Here is a 23363-nt window from a genome sequence, read left to right as displayed (position 1 = left end):
GAACGGCGATGCGAGCCAAATTTACCGTGATCGCGCTTGCCTGCGCGCTGCTCTCCGCCTGCGGCATCAAGGGTCCGCTCTATCTCCCCGCGCCCGGCTCGACCTCCCAGCCCGAAGCGGGCGCCGATCATAGCAAACCCATCGTCCCGCAGGACCTGCTTTCCGACCCCCTGATCGAATGAACGCTCCCGACACCCGCCCGGCCACCTGGCCCGTCCCCACGCTCAACGCCCGTGAGGGCGCACTGTGGCTTGAAGACATCCCGCTCGCCGAAATTGCAGCGCGCTTCGGCACGCCCACTTATGTGTATTCGAAGGCCGCGCTCGAAGCCGCGTTTGGTGCCTGGCAGCAGGCGCTGGCCGGTCGCCGCGCACTGGTGTGCTATGCCGTCAAGGCCAACTCGAACCTCGGCATCCTGTCGGTGTTTGCCCGCCTCGGCGCCGGTTTCGACATCGTCTCGGGCGGCGAACTCGCCCGCGTGCTCGCCGCAGGGGGACGTGCCGACAAGGTGGTGTTCTCCGGCGTGGGCAAGACCCGCGCGGAGATGCGCCAGGCCCTGGAGGCCGGCATCCGCTGCTTCAATGTGGAATCGGCCGCCGAGCTCGCGCACCTGAACGCGGTCGCCGGCGAGCTCGGCAAGCAGGCGCCGATCGCGCTGCGCGTCAATCCGGACGTCGACCCCAAGACCCACCCCTACATTTCCACCGGGCTCAAGGGCAACAAATTCGGCATCGCCTTTGCCGATGCCCTCGACCTGTACCGCCATGCAGCCGCGCTGCCGAACATTCGCATCAGTGGTGTCGCCTGCCATATCGGCTCGCAGCTGCTCGATCCTGCGCCGATGGCAGAGGCCGCGCAGAAACTGCGTGACCTCGTCGACCGCCTCGCCACCGAAGGCATCGTGCTCGAACACATCGACCTCGGCGGCGGCCTCGGCATCCGCTACCGCGACGAGACCCCGCCCGCCGTTGCCGACTACCTGGCGCCGCTGCTGGCGGTGTTCGAGGGGCGCAGCGAGGAGCTGTGCTTCGAACCAGGGCGCTCGCTGGTCGGCAACGCCGGCCTGCTGCTCACCCGCATCGAATACCTGAAGCCGGGCGAGACGAAGAACTTTGCGATCGTCGATGCAGCCATGAACGACCTCGCCCGTCCCGCGCTGTACGACGCCTGGCACGAGGTGGTGGCGGTCAATCCGCACGCGGACGCTGCGACCGAGTACGACATCGTCGGGCCAATCTGCGAGAGCGGCGATTTTCTCGCCCGTGCGCGCAAGCTGGCTGTGGCCGAAGGCGACCTGCTGGCGATCCTCTCGGCCGGCGCGTATGGCATGACGATGAGTTCGAACTACAACACGCGCCCGCGCGCAGCAGAAGTCATCATCGATGGTGACCAGGCACACGAGGTGCGTCAGCGCGAGACGGTGGCCGAGCTGTTCGCGGCCGAGCATACCCTGCCCTGAAGCCCGCCCGCGCGTGCCGGAACTCCCGGCCCCAACGCGTGGGCGGGGCTGCCTCAGAGCGCCTCGCGATCCCGCCCCGCGCCCGCGTCGTAAGCCTCGTACAGTGCGCGCCCGAAAGCTTTCCAGGCTGGGCCGCCATGGGTATGCACACCGGTTTCGGCACTCTGGCGCATGTTCACCAGCATGAGTTCAGAAAGTGCGAACAGTTCGCCGGTCAGCTTTTCCTGACGGATCGGGCTGCGCAGCAGCTTCATCATGCAGTTTGACGTGCAGCTCAGGGCCTGCTGCGCAAGTTCGCGCAGGCGTGCGGCGTCTTCCCAGTCGAGCCCGATGGCGATGCCCCGCTTCACGATCTCGCGCTCGAGCTCGTCAGCCGTGCGCGCGTAGTGCCCAAATCCGCTCATAATCCTTGTCCTTCCCGGCGCCCCGCCGTCCGGCGTATGCACAGCGCCTGTTGCACCGCATGAATTACCATGCGGAATACCCTCAATCCTAATGCAGTCCGAGCCGAAGTTGCCTGCAAATCACGCCGCTTCGTGATCATTATCATGGCTATTAGACACACTTTTGCGCGCATAGGCCGATCTCTGGTGCTAGCGCTCGCATTTGCTGCAGCACACCATTCGACCGCAAGCGACAGGCTCCCGCCCACGCTCCAGCTGGCGCTCGACAACGCGCGCATTCCGGCCGAAGCGGTATCGGTTTGGGTACAGCCGGTCGATGCGGCGGCACCCACCATCGCCTTCAACGCCAACCGGGCGATGAACCCGGCCTCGGTCATGAAACTGGTGACGGCATTCGCCGCGCTCGAGCGTCTCGGGCCCGCACACACCTGGCGCACCCGCATCGCCACCCACGGCCCGATCCGCAACGGGGTGCTGGAGGGCGACCTGTTCCTGATCGGCGGCGGCGACCCGGTGCTCGGTTACGACCGCGTCTGGAAGCTGCTGCGCCGGCTGCGCGCACTCGGCATCGAGCGCATCGCCGGTGACATCGTGCTCGACGCATCGGTACTGCGCCTCCCCGCGCACGACCCCGACGCCTTCGACGGTCGCGGCCTGCGCCCCTACAACAGCGGCCCGCACGGCCTCCTGCTCAACTACAACACGCTGCTGCTCGGCCTTTACCCGGGCAAGGCGGCCAACGATCCGGTCACCCTGGCCGCCGAGCCGCCCCTGGCGGGCATCGACATCGACAACCGCATCCTGACCTCCGATGCACCCTGCGGCACCTGGTACGGCGACCTGCAGGCGAGCATCGAGGGCGGTCGGCGCCTGGTACTGAGCGGCAGCCTGCCCGCCGCCTGCGGTCCGCGCACCTGGAGCGCAGCCCCGCTGCCGCCGGCAGCGTTCGGCACTGCGCTGGTGAGTACCCTGTGGAGCGAAGTCGGCGGCCGCCTGGGCGGGACCGTGCGCGCGGGCCACACCCCCGCAGACGCGCAGGAGCTGTTCGGCGACGACTCGCCCGCACTCGCAGATGTCGTGCGCGACATGAACAAATGGTCGAGCAACGTCATCGCCCGCCAGCTCCTGGCGACGCTGGGAAGCGCACTCCCCTCCAGCGCGGCACCGATGCCCGACATGGTCGCAGACGGCGCACGCGTGGCGGGCGAACTGCTCGCACGCGCGGGAATCGACACCGACGGACTCGTGATCGAGAACGGCTCGGGCCTGTCGCGGATCGAGCGCATCCGTGCCGACAGCCTCGGCACGCTGCTGCTGAAAGCCTGGCAACGGCCGTGGATGCCGGAATACATCGCCGCGCTACCGGTCGCCGGGCTCGACGGCACCGCGCGCGGCCGGCTGCGCAACAGCCCGGCGAGCGGCCACGCGCACATCAAGACCGGTACCTTGAACGGCGTGCGCGCGATGGCCGGCTACCTGCTCGACCGCCACGGCCGTCGCCACGCCGTGGTGATGATGGTCAATCACCCCGAGGCGCCGAAAAGCGCCGCGGCACAGGATGCACTGATGGACTGGCTATGGGCGGGAACGCCCTGAGCTTGAAGCGTGGCGACCGGGTACGCAGCATGCGCACCCGGTCGCAGGGCGGGAGAGTGAGGACACGGAAGGCCACCGAATCAGCCCATCGGCAGCGGCCGGCGCTGGATCAGCACCCACCAGCCGCGCACGATGCGGTACAGGATCCACAGCCCGGCGAGCAGCAGCGCTGCAATCGCGAACGGCACGCCGATCACGGTGATCACCATCAGCAGCGACACCGCGATCCACATCACCGCGAACCAGAACGTGCGGATCTGCCAGCGGAAGTGGGTTTCCAGCCAGGTGCCGCGCACCGCATTCTGGTTCCAGTAGTTCAGAACCACCGCGGCGATCGAGGGCAGGCTGGCGACGAAGCTGAAGATGATCGTCGCCGAGCCGACCACCGCCGAGAACACCGCGAAGGCGTGCAGCGCATAGACCAGATGGGTGACCGTGACCATGTTCTCGGACGGCTGGCCGGCATCGAGCGGGGCGGGATAGGAAGTGCTCATCGATTCTCCTGGAAATGAAGCCCGCGCCGGGAAACTCCGCAGCGCATGACAAAGGCTTCGACCGCGGACCATGCTCCGTGTTCGGCTGCAGTGCAACAACAAAACGTAACGCTACAACCCCAGCTCGCCCCACATCGCATCCACCTTCGCCTTCACCGCGTCGTCCATGACGATCGGCGTACCCCATTCGCGGCTGGTCTCGCCCGGCCACTTGTTGGTCGCATCCAGCCCCATCTTGCTGCCCAGGCCCGCGACCGGGCTGGCGAAGTCGAGGTAGTCGATCGGCGTGTTGTCGACCAGCGTGGTGTCGCGGGTGGCGTCCATGCGCGTGGTGAGCGCCCAGATCACCTCCTTCCAGTCGCGGATGTTCACGTCCTCATCCACCACGATGATGAACTTGGTGTACATGAACTGGCGCAGGAAGCTCCAGATGCCGAACATCACGCGCTTGGCGTGACCGGGGTACTGCTTCCTGATGCTGACCACCGCGAGGCGGTATGAGCAGCCCTCCGGCGGCAGGTAGAAGTCGACGATCTCGGTGAACTGCTTCTGCAGCAGCGGCACGAACACCTCGTTCAAGGCCACGCCCAGCATCGCCGGCTCGTCGGGCGGCTTGCCGGTATAGGTGCTGTGGTAGATCGGGTCGCGGCGCATGGTGATGCGCTCGATGGTGAACACGGGAAAGTCCGAGACCTCGTTGTAGTAGCCGGTGTGATCGCCGTAAGGGCCTTCGGGCGCCATGTCGTTAGGGTGGATCGCGCCTTCGAGCACGATCTCGGCCGAGGCCGGCACCTGCAGGTCGCTGCCGAGGCACTTCACCAGCTCGGTCTTGGCGCCACGCAGCAGGCCGGCAAACTGGTATTCGGAGATCGAATCCGGCACCGGCGTCACCGCGCCGAGGATCGTTGCCGGGTCGCAACCCAGCACCACCGAGATCGGGAAAGGCTCGCCCGGGTGCGCGCGCTGGTGCTCGAGGAAGTCGAGCGCGCCGCCGCGGTGCGCCAGCCAGCGCATGATCACGCGGTTGCGGCCGATGACCTGCTGGCGGTAGATGCCCAGGTTCTGGCGTTTCTTGTGCGGCCCGCGGGTCACCACCAGGCCCCAGGTAATCAGCGGCGCGGCGTCGCCCGGCCAGCAGTGCTGGATCGGCAGCTTCGCCACATCGACCTCGTCGCCCTGCCACACCACCTGCTGGCAGGGCGCGGAACGCACCTCCTTGGGCGCCATGTTGAGCACCTGCTTCAACACCGGCAGCTTGTCCCAGGCGTCCTTCAGGCCCTTGGGCGGCTCGGGCTCCTTGAGGTAGGCAAGCAGCTTGCCCACTTCGCGCAACGGCGTGCTCCAGTTGCCGTCGGCGACGTCCTCGCCCATGCCCATCGCCACCCGCTGCGGGGTGCCGAAGAGGTTGGCGAGCACCGGGATGGATTGCGCCACGCCCTTGGTCACCGGCTTCTCGAACAGCAGGGCGGGACCGCCGGCGCGCAGCACGCGGTCGGCGATCTCGGTCATCTCGAGGTGGGTGTCGACCGGGACGGTGATGCGCTTGAGCTCGCCGCGGGCTTCGAGCTGGGAGATGAAGTCGCGCAGGTCGTTGTATCTCATTCAGGTCTCATTGATCAATATTCAGACGGGCGCTGCACGCCCGGGACCCTGGGTCGCAGCCCTTCAGCGCTGCGCGTTGATCGCGTCGCGGGTTTCGAGCGCCACCTTGCGTGCGGCCTCGGCGAAATCCTCGCCCTTGCCTGCGTACAGAATCGCACGCGAAGAGTTGATCATCAGCCCGGTTCCCTTGGCCGTGCGCCCAGCCGCAAGCGTCGCGGCGATGTCGCCGCCCTGGGCACCGATGCCCGGCACCAGCAGCGGCATGTCGCCGGTGAGTTCGCGCACGCGCGCGATCTCGGCCGGGAAAGTGGCGCCGACCACCAGGCCGCAGTTGCCGCTGGCGTTCCAGTCTTCGGCCACGGTGCGCGCGACGTATTCAAAGAGCTTCATGCGGCCACGCGGCGTATCGACCTCCAGGAACTGCAGGTCCGAGCCGCCCGGGTTGGAAGTGCGACACAGCAGGATCACGCCCTTGTCCGGATAGGCCAGGTAGGGATCGACCGAGTCGCGACCCATGTAGGGATTGACCGTGATGGCGTCGGCCTTGAAGCGCTCGAAGGCCTCGATGGCGTACTGCTCGGCGGTGCTGCCGATGTCGCCGCGCTTGGCGTCGAGGATCACCGCGGTGTCGGGGTGGGCGGCGTGGATGTGCGTGATGAGCGCCTCGAGCTGGTCCTCGGCGCGATGGGCGGCGAAGTAGGCGATCTGCGGCTTGAAGCAGCACACCAGGTCGGCGGTGGCGTCGACGATCGCCCTGCAGAATTCGAGGATGGCGTCGGGCCGGCCCTGCAGATGGATAGGAAATTTCGCGGGATCAGGGTCGAGGCCGACGCAGAGCAGGCTGTTGCGCTGTTGCCAGGCGGCCTCGAGGGCGGTCATGAAGTGCATGGGAAAACCCGAAAAGGGAGAGTCTGGAGTTGGCGATTGCGAAGGCGGGGGTTCGGCGAGCGACCGCGCAGCGCTTACGCCGCGCGCAGCAGATAGTCGATGAAAATGCCGGCGAATACGGCAGCGCCGAACCAGTTGTTGTGGCGGAAGGCCTTGAAGCAGTCGGCGCGTTCGCGCGCGCGGATCAGCGTGTAGTGATAGCCGGCGATGCCCGCAGCCGCGGCGAGCCCGAGGTAGTAGGCGGCCCCGGCCTCGATCAGCAGGCCGACCACGCCAAGCAGCCCGATCGCCACCGCGTAGCACAGCATGACCGCGGCGACATCGAAGCGGCCGAAGGTGATCGCCGAGGTCTTGATGCCGATCTTGAGGTCGTCCGGGCGATCGACCATGGCGTATTCGGTGTCGTAGGCGATCGTCCACAGCGCGTTGGCGACGAGCATCAGCCAGGCCAGCGCCGGCACCTCGCCCTGCACCGCGGCGAAGCCCATCGGGATCGAGAAGCCGAACGCCAGTCCCAGATAAGCCTGCGGCACCGCGAAGAAGCGCTTCGTGAAGGGGTAGCTGGCCGCCAGGAAGAGCGCGGGAATCGACAGCCAGATCACCAACGGATCGAGCGGCAGCACGAGCAGGAAGGCGACCAGCGACAAGCCACCTGCCAGCCACAGCGCCTCGCGCGCGCTCACCACCCCGGTGGCAAGCGGGCGATTGACCGTACGCTCCACGTGACCGTCGATGTCGCGGTCGGCGTAGTCGTTGATCACGCAGCCGGCCGAGCGCATCAGGAAGGTGCCGATCACGAAGATCACCAGGATGTGCAGCGGCGGCCAGCCCTCGGCCGCCACCCACAGCGCCCACAGCGTGGGCCACAGCAGCAGCAGGGTGCCGATGGGTTTGTCGATCCGCATCAGGCGGATGTAATGGGGCAGCTTGTCGTTCAGGCTCATGCCGGACGTCATCGGGGCAGTTCCAGGATTTCGGGCAGGAAGGCTTCGCTCACCATCAGCGCGCTGCCGCGCAGCAGGAACACGGAGCGCCGCGCCCACAGGGTGCGCGGCAGGTATTGCGCGGGCGCGTAACGGTTCAGCGCAGCCTGGGCGCGATGATACCGCGCATCGCGCCCGTCCAGACGCCGGCAAGCCAGCGGCAGGCGGCTGATCGCCGGATCGGAGAACAGCGCCTGACCGAGCGGCCGCGAGCCCATGCCGTGGAAGAGGTTCCACGCCCCCCGCACATTGCGCGGCGGCAGCAGCGAGCGCGCGAACACCACCGGCCGCCCGTCGGCCACCAGCAGCACCTCGCGCACCCAGGCGCGCTCGCCCGGGCGCAAGCCGAGCAAGAGCGCTTCGTCGCGATGCACGCGCGCAAGTTTCTGGCATACCACCTGCACGGCAAAGCGACTGCAGCGCGCACGGATGCGGGCGGTGAGCGAGCCAGGATCGCTCAGCCAGGGCAACAGCGCAGCGGGCATTGCCGACCGCGGCGGATGGGCGAGCCAGGTTTCGTGGCGGGGGCCGGTGTGGAGCGGAAAGGCGATCAGCGGACGCATCGGGAGGAGAATCGGTTGCAGCGCGCCGGCTCGTGGCGCGGGGACGATGCGTGACGGAAAGTGATGTTCATGCGCGCAGCAAGGCCTCGCGTCCGCCCAGCCAGCGCGTCATCAGCGCCTGGGCCGTCGCCGGATCGTGTTCGAGCAGCGTCTCGGCCAGTTCACGGGCAGGCTCGATCAGCTCGGCATCGCCCTCGAGGTCGGCATAACGCAGCAGCGGCACGCCGCTCTGGCGCGCGCCGACGAACTCGCCCGGGCCGCGAATGTGCAGGTCCTCGCGCGCGATCGCGAAGCCGTCGGTGTTCTCGAAGATGACCTTGAGCCGTGCGCGCCCGGTCTGCGACAGGGGCTGGGCGTAGATCAGGATGCATTCGGATTCGGCCGTGCCGCGCCCGACCCGCCCGCGCAACTGGTGCAGCTGCGCGAGCCCGAAACGCTCGGCGTGCTCGATCACCATCAGGCTGGCGTTGGGCACGTCCACGCCAACTTCGATCACCGTGGTCGACACCAGCACATCGAGTTCGCCCGCCGAGAACGCCGCCATGGTGGCGGATTTCTCGGCGTTCTTGAGCCGGCCGTGGACGAGGCCGATACGCAGCTCGGGCAGCGCCTCGACCAGCGCGGCGAAGGTGTCCTGCGCGGTCTGCAGTTGGAGCGCCTCGGACTCCTCGATCAGCGGACACACCCAGTAGGCCTGGCGCCGGCCAAGGCAGGCCTCCCGCATGCGGGCGACGACCTGCTCGCGGCGCGCATCGGACACCAACCGGGTGCGAATCGGCGTACGCCCGGGCGGCAGCTCGTCGAGCACCGACACGTCGAGGTCGGCGTAATGCGTCATGGCCAGCGTGCGCGGGATCGGCGTCGCCGACATCATCAGCATGTGCGGGCGGCGGCCTTCGTTGCCCTTCTCGCGCAGGGCGAGGCGCTGGCGCACACCGAAGCGATGCTGTTCGTCGACCACCGCCAGCGCCAGGCGCGGCAGCGTCACCGGATCCTCGATCAGCGCATGCGTGCCGACCGCGAGCAGGATCTCGCCACTCGCCAGCCGCGCGAGGTCGGCCTCGCGCTCGCGCTTCTTGCGACTGCCCGACAGCCACGCCACCTCGAGTCCGAGCGGCGCCAGCCAGGCAGAGAGCTTCTTCCAGTGCTGCTCGGCGAGGATCTCGGTGGGCGCCATCATCGCCGCCTGCCAGCCGTTCTCCACCGCCTGCAGCATCGCGAGCGCAGCCACCAGGGTCTTGCCCGAGCCCACGTCGCCCTGCAGCAGGCGCTGCATCGGATGCGGCGCGGCGAGGTCGATCGCGATCTCGGCCTGGACACGGGCCTGGGCGCCGGTGGGGCGAAAAGGCAGGCTGGCGAGCAAGGCGGCGGTGAGTTGCCCACGCGCGGGTAACGCCACCGCAGCGCGCGCGCGGCGTGCCAGATAGGCGCGGCGCAGCGACAGTTGCTGCACCAGCAGCTCCTCGAACTTCATCCGGCGCCAGGCGGGATGCTCACGCTGCTCGAGCGCGAAGGGATCGGCGTCGGGCGCGGGATGGTGCAAGGCCCGCAGGGATTCGGTGAACCCGGGCAGGCTCAAACGCCGCAGCCAGTCGGGCGGCAGCAGGTCGTCGAGCGCCTCGGTCTGCAGCGCACGGTCGACCAGCTTGCGCAGCGTCGCCTGCCCCACACCCGCGGTGGTCGGATAAACCGGCGTCAGCGCCTCGGGCAGCGGCTCGCCCGCCTCCACACTACGCACGCGCGGATGCACCATCTCGTCGCCGAAGAAACCGCCCCGCACTTCGCCGAACAGCCGCACCCGGCAACCGGTCGCAAGCTGCTTCTGCTGCGAAGGGTAAAAATTGAGCCAGCGCGCCACCAGCGTGCCGCTGCCGTCGCCTACGCGCACGACGAGCTGGCGCCGGGGGCGCAGCGTGACCTCGGCAGACAGCACCTCGCCCTCGATCTGCGCCAGAAAGCCTGGCCGGGTGGCGACGATCGGGGTCACCCGGGTCTCATCCTCATAGCGCATCGGCAGGTGCAGCAGCACATCGCGAGGGCCACGCAGGTCCAGCTTTGCGAGTCGGCCGGCAAGCTGCTGACCGACTCCCGGCCAGCCCTGCGGCAATTCCACTGCCCCCACTGCCCTGGACGATGCTCAGTCGAGGACCAGCACCAGGTCGGCCTCGACCAGCGCGCCGCGCGGCAGTTCGCGCACGCCCACCGTGGCGCGCGCCGGGAAGGGCTCGACGAAGCAGCCCTTCATGACCTCATTGACCACGCCGAAATGGGAGAGATCGGTCAGGTAGATTGTGAGCTTGACCGCATCGCCGAACGAACCGCCAGCGGCCTCGGCCACCGCCTTGAGGTTGGCGAACACCTGCCGAGCCTGGGCTTCGACGCCGTCCACCATCTCCATGGTGGCGGGGTCGAGGCCGATCTGGCCGGACAGGAAAACCTGGTTGCCAGCCCTGACCGCCTGCGAATAAGGGCCGATTGCGGCCGGGGCGTTGGGAGTGGAGATGATCTGACGGGCCATGGCTACATGCCTCCGGATACGAGAAGTCGGCATTGTACCTGCCCGCCCCCAGACGCGTCCGAGCGCGTCCGTGCTCAGCCCTGCGCGCGCAGCGTGATCTCGCAGCCCAGGCGATTGATGACCTTCTGCATGCCAATGCGCTCACCCACATTGATCACCAGCGGTGCGACGAAGTTGGCACGCAGACCGGCGGAGGCCGGACTGGCGGCATCGACGTCCTCCTTGCGCACGATGACCGCCACCACAGCATCGGCCGGCGAAGCCAGCTTGAGCATGGCGGCCTCTTGGTCGCTCAGGGTGAATTCGAGATTCACGCCGAGCAGCGCCGGCATCGTGATCGAGAATCCGACCTGCGGGTCATCCACGCTCTGCAGCAGGAAAACATCCGGCTCACGCCCGGCTTCATGCACCAGGGTCCAGCGCCGGCATTCCTCAAAGCCGGGCAAGCCCATGGGGAATTCGATGATCTTGTCCTCGGCGATGTCTGCGCTGCCGAACATCGGGCTCTTGATCTGCATGTGACGTTTCTCCTCAAAGGATCATGGTCCCTCGATCGCGCCCGACCTCCCGTGACGCCCTTCACGAACACTCACTTCGAATGTTCGGGCGGCAACAGAACGCCCTGCCCCACGCCTGCCTGGCGCAAGGCCTGCCGGGCTTTTTCTGCTGCCGCACGGTCAGCGAAAGGGCCAACCAGGACCCGACTCTGGATGTGCCCCTCGTAGCCCTGGGCGGCGAGTTGCTCGTAGAGCTTGAGGGCGTTGCCGGCATCGCCGAACACCCCAAGCTGGATTCGGTAACCAGGCCCACCCGGGCGCAGCGCAGCCTGTGGCAGGACGACACCATCGCTGACCATGTCGGGGATTGCGCTGGTCGCGGGCGCAGGCGTCACAGCGCTGATGCCGCCCACGAAGCCAATGTCGCCACGCCCGTCAACCGGGGACACTGTAAGGTTCGAGGCCTGTGGTTGCTGGGGGGGCGGAGGCAGCGCGGGCGCGGCGTACGCCTCATCGCGTCCTGCCTCCACCGCACCCTGCGGTTCCGCGCCCCACTCGCCAGCGAGCAGTCCCAGCACTCCGAGCACCACCGCCACTGCAAGCGCGACCCCGGACCTGAGCAGCGCCTCTCGCCTGGGTCGGCGCGCACCCGATGCGGCCGACGAACGCGCTGCCGACGCGCGCTTCATCCAGCCCCCGCATCGCGCCGCGCCAGCGCCAGCACCAGCTCGGCCTCGGCGAGCGTGATGCCGCAACGCGCCGCAATCATCTCGGCGTTGAGCCCCTGGGCCGCAAGCACCAGCGCCTCGGAGTACTCCGGCGAACTCGTCGGCTGTTCGCGAACGCGCTCGAGCTCGTCCTGCAGCGCAGTGATGTCCTCGACGAGGCGATCGATCTCGTTCTGCTGCAGCGCCACCAGGTCGCGCTGTGCTTGCAGCGCCTGGCGCAGGCGCGAGTTTTCGAGCTCAAGCTGGAATGCATCGGGCTGACTGACCTCGCGCTGAACGGGCACGGGATCGGACTGCTGCTGCGCAGGCCCGGGATCTGGGCCTGGCTCGCGCCCCGGCAGCGGGGCATAGCCGTCGAAAGCGTCCTCGTCCTCGTCTTCATCCTCGGCCCGTGCTCCAGCGTCCACGTGCCTTCGGATCTGCTGCGTGTCCGGGCCGGCGGGCGGCACGGCACGGCCCCCAAGAGCCAGGGAGGACCCGGCTTCAACGCTCCCCGGGACACCGGGCGGAACAGCCGTGCTTGAACGCGGCGCGCGCAGCGCGCGAAAGAACTGCCAGACGGAATAACACACCAGCGCCAGGCCGATCAGCCAGAAGGCCTCACGCATGCCCATTCCAACCTCCGCCCCAATCGTGCCCGCAACCACGCCCACTCCGCCGGGAGCCGACGGAAAAAGCTGAGCAACAGCGGGAAAAGCGCATCGATGCGTACATATTGACCAGGGCGGACGCGATGCCCGGATAATACTTGGCGCCACACTGCCCGACAAACGCGGCGGCACCAGGACGACACGGCGGCGGAAATGTGCGCCGCACTCATGGCCCTGCCGTGTGCCGCTCGCTCAGCCCCCCCGACCCAAGGACCACGGCGCCCGACCATGACTTTTGATCCCTCCACCCTGCTCTTCTGGCTCAAGAAGCTCACCGCCGTCATGCTCTTGCCGCCGGTGCTGCCGCTGATCCCGATCGTGATCGGGCTGCTGCTCCTGCACAGCCGCCCACGCCTGGGCAAGCTGATCGCGTGGTCGGGCGTCGTGATCAACGTGCTGCTGATCACGCCGTTCTCGGTGAGCTGGCTGGTCAAACAGGTGGAATACCCCGAGACACTCGATGCCGCCGCTGCGCGCACCGCGCAGGCGATCGTGGTGCTGGGCGCCGGACGCCGGACGCATGCGCCCGAATTTGGCGGGGAAACGGTGAACCGGCTGGCGCTGGAGCGCCTGCGCTACGCGGCGCAACTGGCCCGCCGCACAGGCCTGCCGCTGCTCGTCAGCGGCGGAGCCCCGCGTGGCGACACACCCGAAGCAATGCTGATGCAGCGTACGCTGGAACAGGATTACGGGCTGCGCGCACGCTGGGTGGAGTCTGCATCGCGAGACACGCGCGAGAACGCGCAATTCTCCGCCGTACATCTGCAGGCCGCAGGCGTGCGCCGCGTCCTGCTGGTCACCCACGCCATGCACATGAAGCGGGCACGCGATGCCTTCGAAGCGGCTGAAATGGAGGTTGTGCCCGCACCGACCGCCTGGTTCGGGGGCGGCACTGACGACACGGGGAGCGACCAGGCGCTGATCCGCATGCCCAGCCAGAACACCGCCTACGCGGGCTGGTTTGCACTGCATGAACTGCTCGGGCAGCTTGCCTATCGCTGGTCGCAGTGACATCACGGCCATGGCAGCCGCTCTGTGAGTCTGCAATGAAAAGCCCGCGCTCGCCGTCATCGGCGAAAGCTGCGGGCCTGTTCAAGGACGACACGCGGCAGCCCGATGCAGGTTGCCGCGCGAAGCGCTCGCGGGTCAGCCGCCGAAATCGTCGAGCATGATGTTCTCGCGCTCGACCCCAAGGTCCAGCAAGGTCTTGATCACCGCGGAGTTCATCATCGGCGGGCCGCACATGTAGAACTCGCAATCCTCCGGTGCCGGGTGGTCCTTGAGGTAGTTCTCGTACAGCACGTTGTGGATGAAGCCGGTGTGCCCCTTCCAGTTGTCCTCGGGCAGCGGGTCGGACAGCGCCAGATGCCAGGTGAAGTTCGGGTTCTCGGCGGCCAGCTTGTCGAACTCCTCGACATAGAAGGCTTCTCGCATCGAGCGCGCGCCGTACCAGAAGGTGATCTTGCGCGTGCTGTGCAGGCGCTTGAGCTGGTCGAAGATGTGCGAACGCATCGGCGCCATGCCCGCACCACCACCGACGAAGACCATCTCGTTGTCGGTTTCGCGCGCAAAGAACTCGCCGAACGGGCCATATACCGTGACCTTGTCACCCTTCTTGAGGTTGAACACCCAGGACGACATCTTGCCCGGCGGGATGTCGTCCCTGCCCGGCGGAGGCGAGGCGACACGGATGTTGAACTTCACCACGCCCTTTTCACCCGGGTAGTTCGCCATCGAATAGGCGCGGATCGTGGTCTCATCCACCTTCGACACGAAGCGCCACATGTTGAACTTGTCCCAGTCGCCGCGGTACTCGTCCTGGATGTCGAAGTCCTTGTAATTGACCACGTGCGGCGGGCACTCGAGCTGCACATAGCCGCCGGCGCGGAAAGCCACGTCTTCGCCTTCGGGCAGGCGCAGCGTGAGTTCCTTGATGAAGGTGGCGACGTTGGGGTTGGACTCGACGGTGCATTCCCACTTCTTGACGCCGAAGACCTCTTCCGGCACCTCGACCTTCATGTCCTGCTTGACCGGGGTCTGGCACGACAGGCGCCAGCCTTCCTTGGCGTCGCGCTTGGTGAAGTGCGACTCCTCGGTCGGCAGCATCGACCCCCCGCCCTCGGTGACGATGCACTTGCACTGCGCGCAAGTGCCGCCACCGCCGCAGGCCGAGGGCAGGAAGAGACCCGTCTCGGCCAGCGTCTGTAGCAACTTGCCGCCGGCCGGCACGGTGATCTTCTTCTCGCCGTTAATGTCGATGGTGACGTCGCCGCTGGCCACCAGTTTGGAACGGGCGATCAGGATGATCACCGCCAGCACCAGTACGGTGGCGGTGAACATTCCGATGCCGAGGATGATTTCTGAATTCATCGTTTCGTTGCCTCCTTACAGCTGCACACCGGAGAAAGACATGAAACCCAGCGACATCAGCCCGATGGTGATGAAGGTGATGCCCAGGCCTTGCAGGCCTTCGGGCACGTCGCTGTATTTCAGCTTCTCGCGGATGGCCGCGAGCAGCGCGATCGCCAGACCCCAGGAAAAGCCCGAGCCGAGGCCATACACGACCGATTCGCTGAAGGTGTAGTCGCGCTCGACCATGAACAGCACGCCACCCATGATCGCGCAGTTGACCGTGATCAGCGGCAGGAACACGCCCAGCGCGTTGTAGAGGCTGGGCACATACTTGTCGAGCAGCATCTCCAGGATCTGCACGGTGGCCGCAATCACGCCGATGAACGACAGCAGCCCGATGAAGGAAAGATCCACATCGGGCATGCCGGCCCAGGCAAGCGCGCCGTCGGCGAGGAAGGTGTTGTAGACCAGGTTGTTGAGCGGCACGGTGATGGTTTGCACCACGACCACTGCAATTCCCAGACCGATCGCGGTTTCCACCTTCTTCGAGATCGCGATGAAGGTGCACATGCCCAGGAAGAAGGCGAGCGCCATGTTCTCGATGAACACGGCCCGAACGAAGAGGCTGAGATAGTGTTCCATCAGAAGGCCTCCTTGCGCGCCTGCGGTGCCATCTTGAACTGGTTGTGCTCGACCTGGTCACGCTTCCACTCACGCAGGCCCCAGATCAGGAAGCCGATGAGGAAGAACGCGGACGGTGGCAGCAAGAGCAGGCCATTGGGCTGGTACCAGCCACCTTCGGTCACCGGCTGCAGGATGGTGACGCCGAACAGCTTGCCGGCGCCAAACAGCTCGCGCACGAAGCCCACCGCGATGAGCACCACGCTGTAGCCCAGGCCATTGCCGATACCGTCCAGGAAGGACAGCAACGGCGGATTCTGCATGGCGAAACCTTCGGCACGACCCATCACGATGCAGTTGGTGATGATCAGGCCCACGAACACCGACAACTGCTTCGACAGACTGTAGGCGAAGGCCTTCAAGGTCTGGTCGACCACGATCACGAGCGAGGCGATGATCACCACCTGCACGATCATGCGGATCGAGCTCGGGATCTGGGCGCGAATCATTGACACGAACAAACTCGAGAACCCGGTCACCAACGTCAACGCGATCGACATGACGAGCGCGGTATTGAGGTTGGTCGTCACCGCCAGCGCGGAACAGATACCGAGGATCTGCAGCGCAATCGGGTTGTTGTTGAACAACGGATTGAGCAGGACTTCCTTCGGAGTGAGCTTGGACATGATCACGCCTCCTTCGAACGCAGTTTGGCGAGGAAGGGGCCGAAGCCCTGCTCACCCAGCCAGAACTTCAGCAGATTATCGACGCCGTTACTGGTGAGGGTGGCCCCCGCCAGCGCATCGACCTGGTGGATGGCAGCCGCGCTTTGCGGATCCACGCCACCCTTGACGATCTGCACTGCGACCGCACCCTGTTCGTCGAACAGTTGCTTGCCTTCCCACTGTCCGCGCCAGCGCGGGTTGTCGACCTCGCCGCCGAGACCGGGGGTTTCGGCGTGCTGGTGAAAGCCGAGGCCGACCACGGTATTGAGGTCGCCCTTGAGCGCCATGAAGCCATGCAGCGTCGACCACAGGCCATAACCGCGGATCGGCAGGATCAGGGTTTCGATGCCACCTTGCGCGTCTTCGATCATGTACACCGTGGTGAAGCGCTCGCGACGCTTGATCGACGCGATGTCCTCGTCCTTCGAAAGCCGCAGCGACAGCTGCGGGTCCTTGGCGGCCTTGAGCGGATCAAAGGTTTCGGCATTGAAATCATCGGCGAAGTCGCCGGTTTCAAGATTGACCAGTCGCGCCTTGATGGTATCGCCGAACAACGCGCGCACCTGTGCCGCGGGCAACTCGCGGCCATTCATGCCGGCGATCGCAGCGATGCTGCGCTGCTTGTCGAGCAGACGGTTCTGGGTTTGCAGCGGCTTCAACGAGACCGCTGCCCCGGCCACGAAGACGGAGCTGACAAGACTGACCGCCAGCGCCACCATCAGGGTGCGGGATGTGGATTCCCTATTGGACATCGCGCGCGAGCCTCCGCTTGATGTTGGCCGCCACCACGAAGTGGTCGATCAGCGGCGCGAAAAGGTTGCCGAACAGGATGGCGAGCATGATGCCTTCCGGGAAAGCCGGGTTCACCACACGGATCAGCACGGTCATCACGCCTATGAGTGCCCCGAAGATCCACTTTCCGGTGTTGGTCATCGAGGCTGACACGGGATCGGTGGCCATGAAGATCATGCCGAACGCAAAGCCGCCCATCACCAGGTGCCAGTACCAGGGCATGGCAAACATCGGATTGGTGTCGGAGCCGATGGCATTGAACAGCAGGCTCATCGCCACCATGCCGAGGAAGACGCCGAGCACGATGCGCCAGGCCGCGATCTTCATGACCAGCAGCACAGCGCCGCCGAGCAGGATGGCCAGCGTGCTGGTCTCGCCGATCGAGCCATGGACCGTGCCGAGGAAGGCGTCCCACCAGGTGATGCCGCCTGCCATGATGGCGTCCAGACCGCCCGAGGCGCCGAAGGACAGCATGGTCGCGCCGGTGTAGCCATCGACCGCGGTCCACACCGCGTCACCCGACATCTGCGCCGGGTAGGCGAAGTAGAGGAAGGCACGGCCGGTGAGCGCCGGGTTGAGGAAGTTCTTGCCGGTGCCGCCGAACACTTCCTTGCCCACCACGATGCCGAAGCTGATGCCGAGCGCGACCTGCCACAGCGGCATGTCGGGCGGGCAGATCAGCGCGAACAGCACCGAGCTGACGAAGAAGCCCTCGTTGACCTCGTGCTTGCGGATGGAGGCGAACAGCACCTCCCAGAAGCCGCCGACGATGAAGGTGGTCAGGTAGATCGGCAGGAAGTAGGCCGCACCATGCAGGAAGTTCGCCCACAGGCTGGCAGGATCGAACCCTGCAATGCCGCCCAGCAACGCGAAGCGCCAGCCCTCCTGCGCAGCGACGAGGTCGGCGTTCGCGGCAAGAATGGTGTTGGCCTGGTAGCCGACGTTCCACATGCCGAAGAACATGGCCGGGAAAGTGCACAGCCACACCGTGATCATCATGCGCTTGAGGTCGAGACCGTCGCGCACGTGGGCGGTGGTGCGGGTGACACTGCCGGGCTTGAACAGGCCGGTGTCTACGGCTTCGTACAAGGCGTAGAACTTCTCGTACTTGCCGCCTTTTTCGAAATGATGCTCGATGCTGTCGAGCCAGGAGCGCAGACCCATTCTCAACCCTCCTTCTCGATGCGTGCGAGGTTATCCCGCAGGATGGGACCGTATTCGTACTTGCCGGCGCACACGTAGGTGCACAGCGCCAGGTCTTCCTCGTCCAGCTCGAGGCAGCCGAGCTTTTGCGCCATTTCGGTATCTCCGACGATCAGTGCGCGCAATAGTTGCGTGGGCAGGACGTCGAGCGGCATCACCTCTTCGTAGTTGCCGATCGGCACCATGGCGCGCGGGCTGCCGTTGGTGGACGTGGTGAAATCGAACAGCTTGCCGGGCGAGAGCTTGGAGATGTAGAGGTTCATCACCGAGTGCTTGTTCGCCCCCGCGCGAAGGTAGTGCAGCATCTCGCGCTCGGTACCTTCTTCCAGACACGAGACCTGCAAGTGGTAGCGCCCGAGGAAGGCACATGCACCCCGAGAGCTGCGGCCGCCGAACACCGACCCCGAGATCACACGCACGGGCCTTCCCACCTTGAGCTCACCCGCGGCCAGCTCGTCGAGGTTGGCGCCCAGCCGGGTGCGAACCAGACGCGGCTTGTCGACCATCGGTCCGGCGATGGCGACCACACGCTCGGTCCACAGCCGCCCGGTGGCGAACAACTTGCCGATCGCGATCGTGTCCTGGTAATTGAGCGACCACACCGACTTGTCGGCACCGACAGGATCGAGGAAGTGGATGTGGGTGCCGGCCAAGCCGGCCGGATGAGGGCCGGCAAAGGTCTCGGTGCGCACATTGGCCAGCCCGGAGCACGGCATCTGAGTGCCGTCGGCATGACAGACCAGCACCGGCGCGATGCGCGCGAGCACGCGCAGGCCGCGCGCGAAGTCTTCCTTGTGCTCGGCGATGACCACCACCGGATCGGCCGCCAGCGGATGGGTATCCATCGCAGTCACGAAGATCGAATGCGGACGCGCATCGATCGCCGGCACCTTGCTGAAGGGGCGCGTGCGCAGCGCCGCCCACAGACCGGAGTCGATCAGGTTGGCCCGCACCTGCTGCTCGTCGAGCCGATCGATATCGGCGTCGCCGTAGCGCGCGAACTCAACCGCATCGTCGCCGTCGAGGTCGATCACCACCGACTGCAACACGCGCTGCTCACCGCGGTGGATCGCACTGACCGTGCCCGCGCCTGGGGCGGTGAACACCACGCCCGGCGTCTTCTTGTCGGAAAAAAGGACCTGGCCGAGCTTGACCCGGTCGCCCACCTGAACCGCCATCGTCGGCTTCATGCCGTGGTAGTCGAATCCGATGACGGCCACGCTGCGCACCGGCCGCCCAGCCTCGATGCGCTGCTCGGGAGCGCCGGTGATGGGCAGGTCCAGACCGCGTTTGATTCTAATCATGCGCCTCTCGCCCGTAGGTTCCACAGAGTGATCGGGACCGCCGGGGGAGCATCCGCAACCGCCTCGGCGGCCGGACGCCGGGGCGTTCCCGCGTCTATAAACGCGCGGATTATAAAAGATTGTTACCAGTTGATCACGCCGGATATACCCGAAGCGCGCCGTATAAGTGGAATCCACAATACGCCGAACGCCCGCCAGCGACACCCCAGAAAATACCGAAGGAATATCTGGCCACAGCCCACGGAGGCTGACCGCCTGTCGCCAGGCGCCTTTCGTCCGCGACAGCCCCCGCTCAGCTTGCCGAAAGCCGGCGTTCAGCTTTCGGCAAGCTGCTACATCAAACGCGCTCGAAGACGCCTGCCGCACCCATGCCGGTGCCGATGCACATGCTGATCATGCCGTAGCGCAGCCCCGGATCGCGCTGCATCGCGGCCATCAGCGTCGCCGTGCGAATCGCACCGGTGGCGCCCAGCGGATGGCCGAGCGCGATCGCACCGCCAAGCGGGTTGACCTTTCCCGGATCCATGTCGAGTTGACGCATCACCGCCAGCGCCTGCGCGGCAAAAGCCTCGTTGAGCTCGGCCCAGCCGATGTCGGCCAACTGCAACCCTGCGCGCGCCAGCGCGCGCGGGATCGCCTCGACCGGGCCGATGCCCATGACCTCGGGCGGCACACCGGCCACCGCGAAGCCGGCGAAGCGCGCGATCGGCTTGACGTCGTAGCGCTTGACCGCAGCCTCGCTCATCAGCAGCACCGCGGCGGCGCCGTCCGACATCTGCGAACTGTTGCCCGCGGTCACCGAGCCGCGCGCGGCGAACACCGGCCTGAGCTTCGCCAGCGTGTCGGCATCGGCGTCCGGGCGCGGGCCCTCGTCGTGCTCGAGCACGCGCTCGGTGATACGCACCGTCCCATCGGCACCCGGGGCATAGGACTTCACCGCGTAGGGCAGGATCTCGTCGGCAAAGTGGCCGGCGGCGATCGCGGCGCAGGCGCGACGGTGCGACTCGACCGCGAACGCGTCCTGGTCCTCGCGGCTCACCTTCCACTGCTGGGCGACCTTCTCTGCCGTAAGACCCATGCCGTAGGCGATGGAGAGGTTCTCGGCGTGCGCGAAAATCTCGGGGTTGAGGCTGACCTTGTTGCCCATGATCTGCGGCATCGCGCTCATGCTTTCGGTGCCGGCGGCGATCATCACGTCCGCCTCGCCCAGCCGGATGCGGCTGGCGGCGTCGGCCACCGCCTGCAGGCCCGAGGCGCAGAAGCGGTTGATGGTGATACCGGGCACGCCATCGGGCAGCCCGGCCAGCAGCAGACCAATGCGCGCCACGTTCATGCCCTGCTCGGCCTCCGGCATCGCGCAGCCGGTGATGACGTCGCCGATCTCGGTGGCGTCGAGGTTGGGCACCTTGGCGAGCACGTCGCGCAGCACCCTCGCCAGCATGTCGTCAGGGCGAACGTGGCGGAAGGCGCCGTTGCGCCGCGCCACCGGGGTGCGCACCGCGGCGACGATGTAGGCGTCCTGAATCTGTTTGCTCATGGTTGTTTCCTCAATCCGTTGCCGTCACTCGGTTGCCATCAATTACGCAGGGGCTTGCCGGTTTCGAGCATGTGCGCGATGCGCTGCTGAGTCTTCTCGGTCTTGAGCAGCTCAACGAACTGCGCACGCTCCACGTCCAGGATCCACTGCTCGCTCACGCGCCGGTTGGTGTCGACCTCGCCGCCGCACAGCGCGGTGGCCGCGGCCTTGGCCACGCGGTAGTCGTGCGCCGAAATGAAGCCGCCTTCGGCCATGTTCACCAGCATCATTTCGCAGGTGGCGATGCCGTTGCGCCCCGCCACGGTGACCTGCGGGTTCAGCAGCGCCGGACGCCAGGCCGACTCGGCCATCGCCCGCGCACGGTGAATGGCGGCATGGAGGATCTCGTTGGCGTTGAACACCACGTCGTCGCCCGCGCGACCGAAGCCGAGCTGCACGGCCTCGAGCGCGCTCTTGGCCACGGTGGCCATGGCGATGGTCTGGAACGCGCTCTGGATGTAGGGGAACACGTCGCCGCCCGCCGCACGCTGCGCCAGGTTGTGCGCCTGCAGCGCAAATTCCTTGCTGCCGCCGCCCGCAGGAATCAGGCCCACGCCCGCCTCGACCAGGCCGACGTAGCTCTCGAGCGCGAACACCCGGTGCGCCGCGTGCATGACGAACTCGCAGCCGCCGCCGAGCGCCATGCCCTGCACCGCGGCCACCACCGGCACCTGTGCGTGCTTGATCGCCATCGAGGTGCGCTGGAACCTGGCCACCATCTGCTCGAGCATCTCGAACTGCCCGGCGCGGCAGGCCTCGCCCACCTGCTGCAGGTTGGCGCCGACCGCAAACGGCGCCGGCTGCCAGATCACCATGCCGTCGAGCTCGTACTCGGCGCGCGCGATCGCCTCCAGCAGGCCGTCCATGACCTCTTCGCCGACCGCATGCATCTTGGAGGTGATCGACACGATGCCGATGCGCGCGTCCTGGTCGGTGCGCCGCCACAGGCGCACGCCGGCGTTGTCCCACAGCGTCTCGCCGCGATCTTCAGGCGCCTCGCCGAGCACCCGATCGGGGTAGAGCTGGCGCTGATACACCGGCAGCGCGGCACGCGGTTTCAAGGTGTTCTCGGCGGCGCTGTACGAGCCCGCCGGCGCATGCACACCCTCGCGCTCGAACACCCAGGCCGGCAGCGCCACGTCGGCCATCGCACGGCCATGAGCGATGTCGTCGCGGACCATCTCGGCAACGGCCTGCCAGCCCGCTGCCTGCCAGGTCTCGAACGGCCCCTGCGCCCAGCCGAAGCCCCAGCGCATCGCCAGGTCGATGTCGCGCGCGTTGTCGGCGATGTCGGCCAGATGCACCGCGCAGTAGTGGAACACGTCGCGGAAGATGGACCACAGGAACTGCGCCTGCGGATGCGGATGCGCCGCGAGCTGGGCGAACTTCTCCGCCGGATTCTTCAGCTTGAGGATGTCCTCGACGTCCGGAAAAATCTCGCCACCGCTGTCGCGGTAATCCTGCAGTTGCAGGTCGAGTACCTGGATCTGCTTGCCCTGCTTGCGGTAGATGCCGCACCTGGTCTTCTGCCCGAGTGCGCCCTTGGCAACCAGCGCCTGCAGCCATTCGGGCGTGCGGAAATGCGCTGCCCAAGGGTCTGCATGGTCGCCAGTGCCCAGCGTCGCCTGCATGGTGCCGAGCACATGCACCAGGGTGTCGAGGCCCACCACATCGGCGGTGCGAAAGGTCGCGCTCTTGGGACGACCGATGCGCGGACCGGTGAGCAGGTCGACCTCGTCGAAGGCCAGCCCGAGCCGCTGCGTATGGTGCAGCACCGCCAGGATGGAGAACACGCCGACGCGGTTGGCGACGAAGTTGGGCGTGTCCTTGGCGCGCACGATGCTCTTGCCCAGGCGGGTGACCAGCCAGGCTTCCAGGCCATCGAGCAGCGCCGGCTCGGTGGCCGCCGTGGGGATCAGCTCCACCAGCGGCATGTAGCGCGGCGGGTTGAAGAAGTGGATGCCGCAGAACTGGCTGCGCCGATCGGCCGGCATGCCGGCGGCGAGCGCCTCGATCGACAGGCCGGAGGTGTTGGAGGCGAAGATCGCCCCCGCCCTCAGGTGCGGCGCGACCTTCGCGTAAAGATCGAGCTTCCACTCCATCTTCTCGGCGATCGCCTCGATCACGAGGTCGCACTCGCCCAGGCGCGCGAGGTCGCTGCCATAGTTGGCGAGCTCGATGTACTGCGCGCGATCCTTCGCCGCGAACGGCGCCGGGTCGAGCTTCTTCATGCCGGCCACGGCCTTGCTGGCAATGCCGTTGGCGTCGCCCTCCTTCGCCGGCAGGTCGAACAGGATCACCGGCACGTCGGCGTTGGCGCAATGGGCCGCGATCTGCGCCCCCATGACACCGGCGCCGAGCACGGCGACCTTGCGGATGATCAGTTTGCTCACGTCTTCCTCCTCGTC

The 23363-nt window shown here is 66.8% G+C and carries 23 protein-coding genes; 4 read left to right on the top strand and 19 right to left on the bottom strand.

Features of this window, described 5'->3' with window-relative positions; translation table 11 throughout:
- The first annotated feature begins 8 nt into the window (after nt 1–8).
- The gene (gene lptM, locus RBT54_RS01100) at nt 9–182 is read left to right on the top strand and encodes an LPS translocon maturation chaperone LptM (RefSeq protein ID WP_320363245.1); all 174 of its coding nucleotides are present in this window, start codon (nt 9–11) and stop codon (nt 180–182) included.
- Nucleotides 179–1459, top strand: a complete 1281-nt coding sequence (gene lysA / locus RBT54_RS01095) for a diaminopimelate decarboxylase (RefSeq protein ID WP_320363243.1) — start codon at nt 179–181, stop codon at nt 1457–1459. Before lptM ends, lysA begins: the two co-directional genes overlap by 4 nt.
- 53 nt (nt 1460–1512) lie before the next feature.
- On the opposite strand, the gene RBT54_RS01090 is transcribed toward lysA, so the two are convergent.
- Complete coding sequence (locus tag RBT54_RS01090; RefSeq protein WP_320363240.1) at nt 1513–1863, bottom strand: hypothetical protein; 351 nt, start codon at nt 1861–1863, stop codon at nt 1513–1515.
- 144 nt (nt 1864–2007) lie between these two features.
- Between RBT54_RS01090 and dacB the strand changes: the two genes are divergently transcribed.
- Nucleotides 2008–3459, top strand: a complete 1452-nt coding sequence (dacB, locus tag RBT54_RS01085) for a D-alanyl-D-alanine carboxypeptidase/D-alanyl-D-alanine-endopeptidase (RefSeq protein WP_320363238.1) — start codon at nt 2008–2010, stop codon at nt 3457–3459.
- A gap of 80 nt (nt 3460–3539) precedes the next feature.
- Here the strand turns inward: dacB and RBT54_RS01080 are convergent, their stop codons facing one another.
- The 10 genes from RBT54_RS01080 to RBT54_RS01035 all read right to left on the bottom strand — a co-directional run bounded on the left by RBT54_RS01080 (nt 3540) and on the right by RBT54_RS01035 (nt 12346).
- Entirely contained in the window at nt 3540–3953 is a 414-nt protein-coding gene (locus RBT54_RS01080; protein WP_320363236.1) for a hypothetical protein, read from the bottom strand.
- Between the two features lie 111 nt (nt 3954–4064).
- The gene (gene ubiD / locus RBT54_RS01075) at nt 4065–5555 is read right to left on the bottom strand and encodes a 4-hydroxy-3-polyprenylbenzoate decarboxylase (protein WP_320363234.1); all 1491 of its coding nucleotides are present in this window, start codon (nt 5553–5555) and stop codon (nt 4065–4067) included.
- A 63-nt stretch (nt 5556–5618) separates the two neighbouring features.
- Nucleotides 5619–6443 carry an orotidine-5'-phosphate decarboxylase gene (pyrF, locus tag RBT54_RS01070; protein ID WP_320363232.1) on the bottom strand — a complete coding sequence of 275 codons (825 nt, stop codon included), beginning with the start codon at nt 6441–6443 and terminating at the stop codon, nt 5619–5621.
- A gap of 74 nt (nt 6444–6517) precedes the next feature.
- On the bottom strand, nt 6518–7399 hold the full coding sequence (ubiA, locus tag RBT54_RS01065) for a 4-hydroxybenzoate octaprenyltransferase (RefSeq protein WP_320363230.1): 882 nt from the start codon (nt 7397–7399) through the stop codon (nt 6518–6520).
- On the bottom strand, nt 7396–7989 hold the full coding sequence (locus RBT54_RS01060) for a chorismate--pyruvate lyase family protein (protein ID WP_320363228.1): 594 nt from the start codon (nt 7987–7989) through the stop codon (nt 7396–7398). The genes ubiA and RBT54_RS01060 overlap by 4 nt, the downstream gene beginning before the upstream one ends.
- 67 nt (nt 7990–8056) lie before the next feature.
- Nucleotides 8057–10111, bottom strand: a complete 2055-nt coding sequence (gene recG / locus RBT54_RS01055) for an ATP-dependent DNA helicase RecG (protein ID WP_320363227.1) — start codon at nt 10109–10111, stop codon at nt 8057–8059.
- Between the two features lie 15 nt (nt 10112–10126).
- Complete coding sequence (locus tag RBT54_RS01050) at nt 10127–10507, bottom strand: RidA family protein (RefSeq protein ID WP_320363225.1); 381 nt, start codon at nt 10505–10507, stop codon at nt 10127–10129.
- Nucleotides 10508–10581: 74 nt separating this feature from the next.
- Nucleotides 10582–11025, bottom strand: a complete 444-nt coding sequence (gene fliW / locus RBT54_RS01045) for a flagellar assembly protein FliW (RefSeq protein ID WP_320363222.1) — start codon at nt 11023–11025, stop codon at nt 10582–10584.
- A 71-nt stretch (nt 11026–11096) separates the two neighbouring features.
- The gene (locus tag RBT54_RS01040; RefSeq protein WP_320363220.1) at nt 11097–11453 is read right to left on the bottom strand and encodes an SPOR domain-containing protein; all 357 of its coding nucleotides are present in this window, start codon (nt 11451–11453) and stop codon (nt 11097–11099) included.
- A 236-nt stretch (nt 11454–11689) separates the two neighbouring features.
- Entirely contained in the window at nt 11690–12346 is a 657-nt protein-coding gene (locus RBT54_RS01035; protein ID WP_320363219.1) for a DUF2802 domain-containing protein, read from the bottom strand.
- 264 nt (nt 12347–12610) lie between these two features.
- Here RBT54_RS01035 and RBT54_RS01030 point away from each other — a divergent pair, with 264 nt between their 5' ends.
- Nucleotides 12611–13393 (top strand): YdcF family protein, encoded by a 783-nt coding sequence (locus tag RBT54_RS01030; RefSeq protein ID WP_320363218.1) that lies wholly within the window; start codon nt 12611–12613, stop codon nt 13391–13393.
- Nucleotides 13394–13528: 135 nt separating this feature from the next.
- Here the strand turns inward: RBT54_RS01030 and nqrF are convergent, their stop codons facing one another.
- The 8 genes from nqrF to RBT54_RS00990 form a co-directional block, all read right to left on the bottom strand.
- Entirely contained in the window at nt 13529–14752 is a 1224-nt protein-coding gene (gene nqrF / locus RBT54_RS01025; RefSeq protein WP_320363217.1) for an NADH:ubiquinone reductase (Na(+)-transporting) subunit F, read from the bottom strand.
- A gap of 15 nt (nt 14753–14767) precedes the next feature.
- Entirely contained in the window at nt 14768–15376 is a 609-nt protein-coding gene (gene nqrE / locus RBT54_RS01020; RefSeq protein ID WP_320363215.1) for an NADH:ubiquinone reductase (Na(+)-transporting) subunit E, read from the bottom strand.
- Nucleotides 15376–16041, bottom strand: a complete 666-nt coding sequence (locus tag RBT54_RS01015; RefSeq protein WP_320363212.1) for an NADH:ubiquinone reductase (Na(+)-transporting) subunit D — start codon at nt 16039–16041, stop codon at nt 15376–15378. The genes nqrE and RBT54_RS01015 overlap by 1 nt, the downstream gene beginning before the upstream one ends.
- Nucleotides 16042–16043: 2 nt before the next feature.
- Nucleotides 16044–16832: a Na(+)-translocating NADH-quinone reductase subunit C gene (locus tag RBT54_RS01010; RefSeq protein WP_320363210.1), complete on the bottom strand. Its 789-nt coding sequence runs from the start codon at nt 16830–16832 to the stop codon at nt 16044–16046.
- The gene (locus RBT54_RS01005; RefSeq protein ID WP_320363208.1) at nt 16822–18036 is read right to left on the bottom strand and encodes an NADH:ubiquinone reductase (Na(+)-transporting) subunit B; all 1215 of its coding nucleotides are present in this window, start codon (nt 18034–18036) and stop codon (nt 16822–16824) included. Before RBT54_RS01005 ends, RBT54_RS01010 begins: the two co-directional genes overlap by 11 nt.
- Nucleotides 18037–18038: 2 nt before the next feature.
- Nucleotides 18039–19379 (bottom strand): Na(+)-translocating NADH-quinone reductase subunit A, encoded by a 1341-nt coding sequence (locus tag RBT54_RS01000; protein ID WP_320363206.1) that lies wholly within the window; start codon nt 19377–19379, stop codon nt 18039–18041.
- A 337-nt stretch (nt 19380–19716) separates the two neighbouring features.
- Nucleotides 19717–20916, bottom strand: coding sequence for an acetyl-CoA C-acyltransferase (locus RBT54_RS00995; protein WP_320363204.1), 1200 nt, complete (start codon nt 20914–20916; stop codon nt 19717–19719).
- A gap of 38 nt (nt 20917–20954) precedes the next feature.
- Complete coding sequence (locus RBT54_RS00990) at nt 20955–23348, bottom strand: 3-hydroxyacyl-CoA dehydrogenase/enoyl-CoA hydratase family protein (RefSeq protein ID WP_320363202.1); 2394 nt, start codon at nt 23346–23348, stop codon at nt 20955–20957.
- Nucleotides 23349–23363 lie beyond the last annotated feature (15 nt).

The sequence above is a fragment of the Thauera sp. genome (assembly GCF_034003485.1).
Taxonomy (GTDB): Bacteria; Pseudomonadota; Gammaproteobacteria; order Burkholderiales; family Rhodocyclaceae; genus Thauera.
The sequence above is the reverse complement of the archived record's forward strand: the minus strand, read 5'-3'. Positions and strand labels throughout refer to the sequence as shown.

Bases quoted from the DNA above. Each gene is read 5' to 3' on its own strand.
- RBT54_RS01030 (WP_320363218.1), top strand. From the start codon at position 12,611: ATGACTTTTGATCCCTCCACCCTGCTCTTCTGGCTCAAGAAGCTCACC.
- RBT54_RS01035 (WP_320363219.1), bottom strand. From the start codon at position 12,346: ATGGGCATGCGTGAGGCCTTCTGGCTGATCGGCCTGGCGCTGGTGTGT.
- pyrF (WP_320363232.1), bottom strand. From the start codon at position 6,443: ATGCACTTCATGACCGCCCTCGAGGCCGCCTGGCAACAGCGCAACAGC.
- ubiA (WP_320363230.1), bottom strand. From the start codon at position 7,399: ATGACGTCCGGCATGAGCCTGAACGACAAGCTGCCCCATTACATCCGC.
- RBT54_RS01080 (WP_320363236.1), bottom strand. From the start codon at position 3,953: ATGAGCACTTCCTATCCCGCCCCGCTCGATGCCGGCCAGCCGTCCGAG.
- RBT54_RS00995 (WP_320363204.1), bottom strand. From the start codon at position 20,916: ATGAGCAAACAGATTCAGGACGCCTACATCGTCGCCGCGGTGCGCACC.
- lptM (WP_320363245.1), top strand. From the start codon at position 9: ATGCGAGCCAAATTTACCGTGATCGCGCTTGCCTGCGCGCTGCTCTCC.
- RBT54_RS01060 (WP_320363228.1), bottom strand. From the start codon at position 7,989: ATGCGTCCGCTGATCGCCTTTCCGCTCCACACCGGCCCCCGCCACGAA.
- RBT54_RS01050 (WP_320363225.1), bottom strand. From the start codon at position 10,507: ATGGCCCGTCAGATCATCTCCACTCCCAACGCCCCGGCCGCAATCGGC.
- fliW (WP_320363222.1), bottom strand. From the start codon at position 11,025: ATGCAGATCAAGAGCCCGATGTTCGGCAGCGCAGACATCGCCGAGGAC.
- lysA (WP_320363243.1), top strand. From the start codon at position 179: ATGAACGCTCCCGACACCCGCCCGGCCACCTGGCCCGTCCCCACGCTC.
- RBT54_RS01000 (WP_320363206.1), bottom strand. From the start codon at position 19,379: ATGATTAGAATCAAACGCGGTCTGGACCTGCCCATCACCGGCGCTCCC.
- nqrE (WP_320363215.1), bottom strand. From the start codon at position 15,376: ATGGAACACTATCTCAGCCTCTTCGTTCGGGCCGTGTTCATCGAGAAC.
- RBT54_RS01090 (WP_320363240.1), bottom strand. From the start codon at position 1,863: ATGAGCGGATTTGGGCACTACGCGCGCACGGCTGACGAGCTCGAGCGC.
- RBT54_RS01015 (WP_320363212.1), bottom strand. From the start codon at position 16,041: ATGTCCAAGCTCACTCCGAAGGAAGTCCTGCTCAATCCGTTGTTCAAC.
- RBT54_RS01005 (WP_320363208.1), bottom strand. From the start codon at position 18,036: ATGGGTCTGCGCTCCTGGCTCGACAGCATCGAGCATCATTTCGAAAAA.
- RBT54_RS01010 (WP_320363210.1), bottom strand. From the start codon at position 16,832: ATGTCCAATAGGGAATCCACATCCCGCACCCTGATGGTGGCGCTGGCG.
- ubiD (WP_320363234.1), bottom strand. From the start codon at position 5,555: ATGAGATACAACGACCTGCGCGACTTCATCTCCCAGCTCGAAGCCCGC.
- dacB (WP_320363238.1), top strand. From the start codon at position 2,008: ATGGCTATTAGACACACTTTTGCGCGCATAGGCCGATCTCTGGTGCTA.
- nqrF (WP_320363217.1), bottom strand. From the start codon at position 14,752: ATGAATTCAGAAATCATCCTCGGCATCGGAATGTTCACCGCCACCGTA.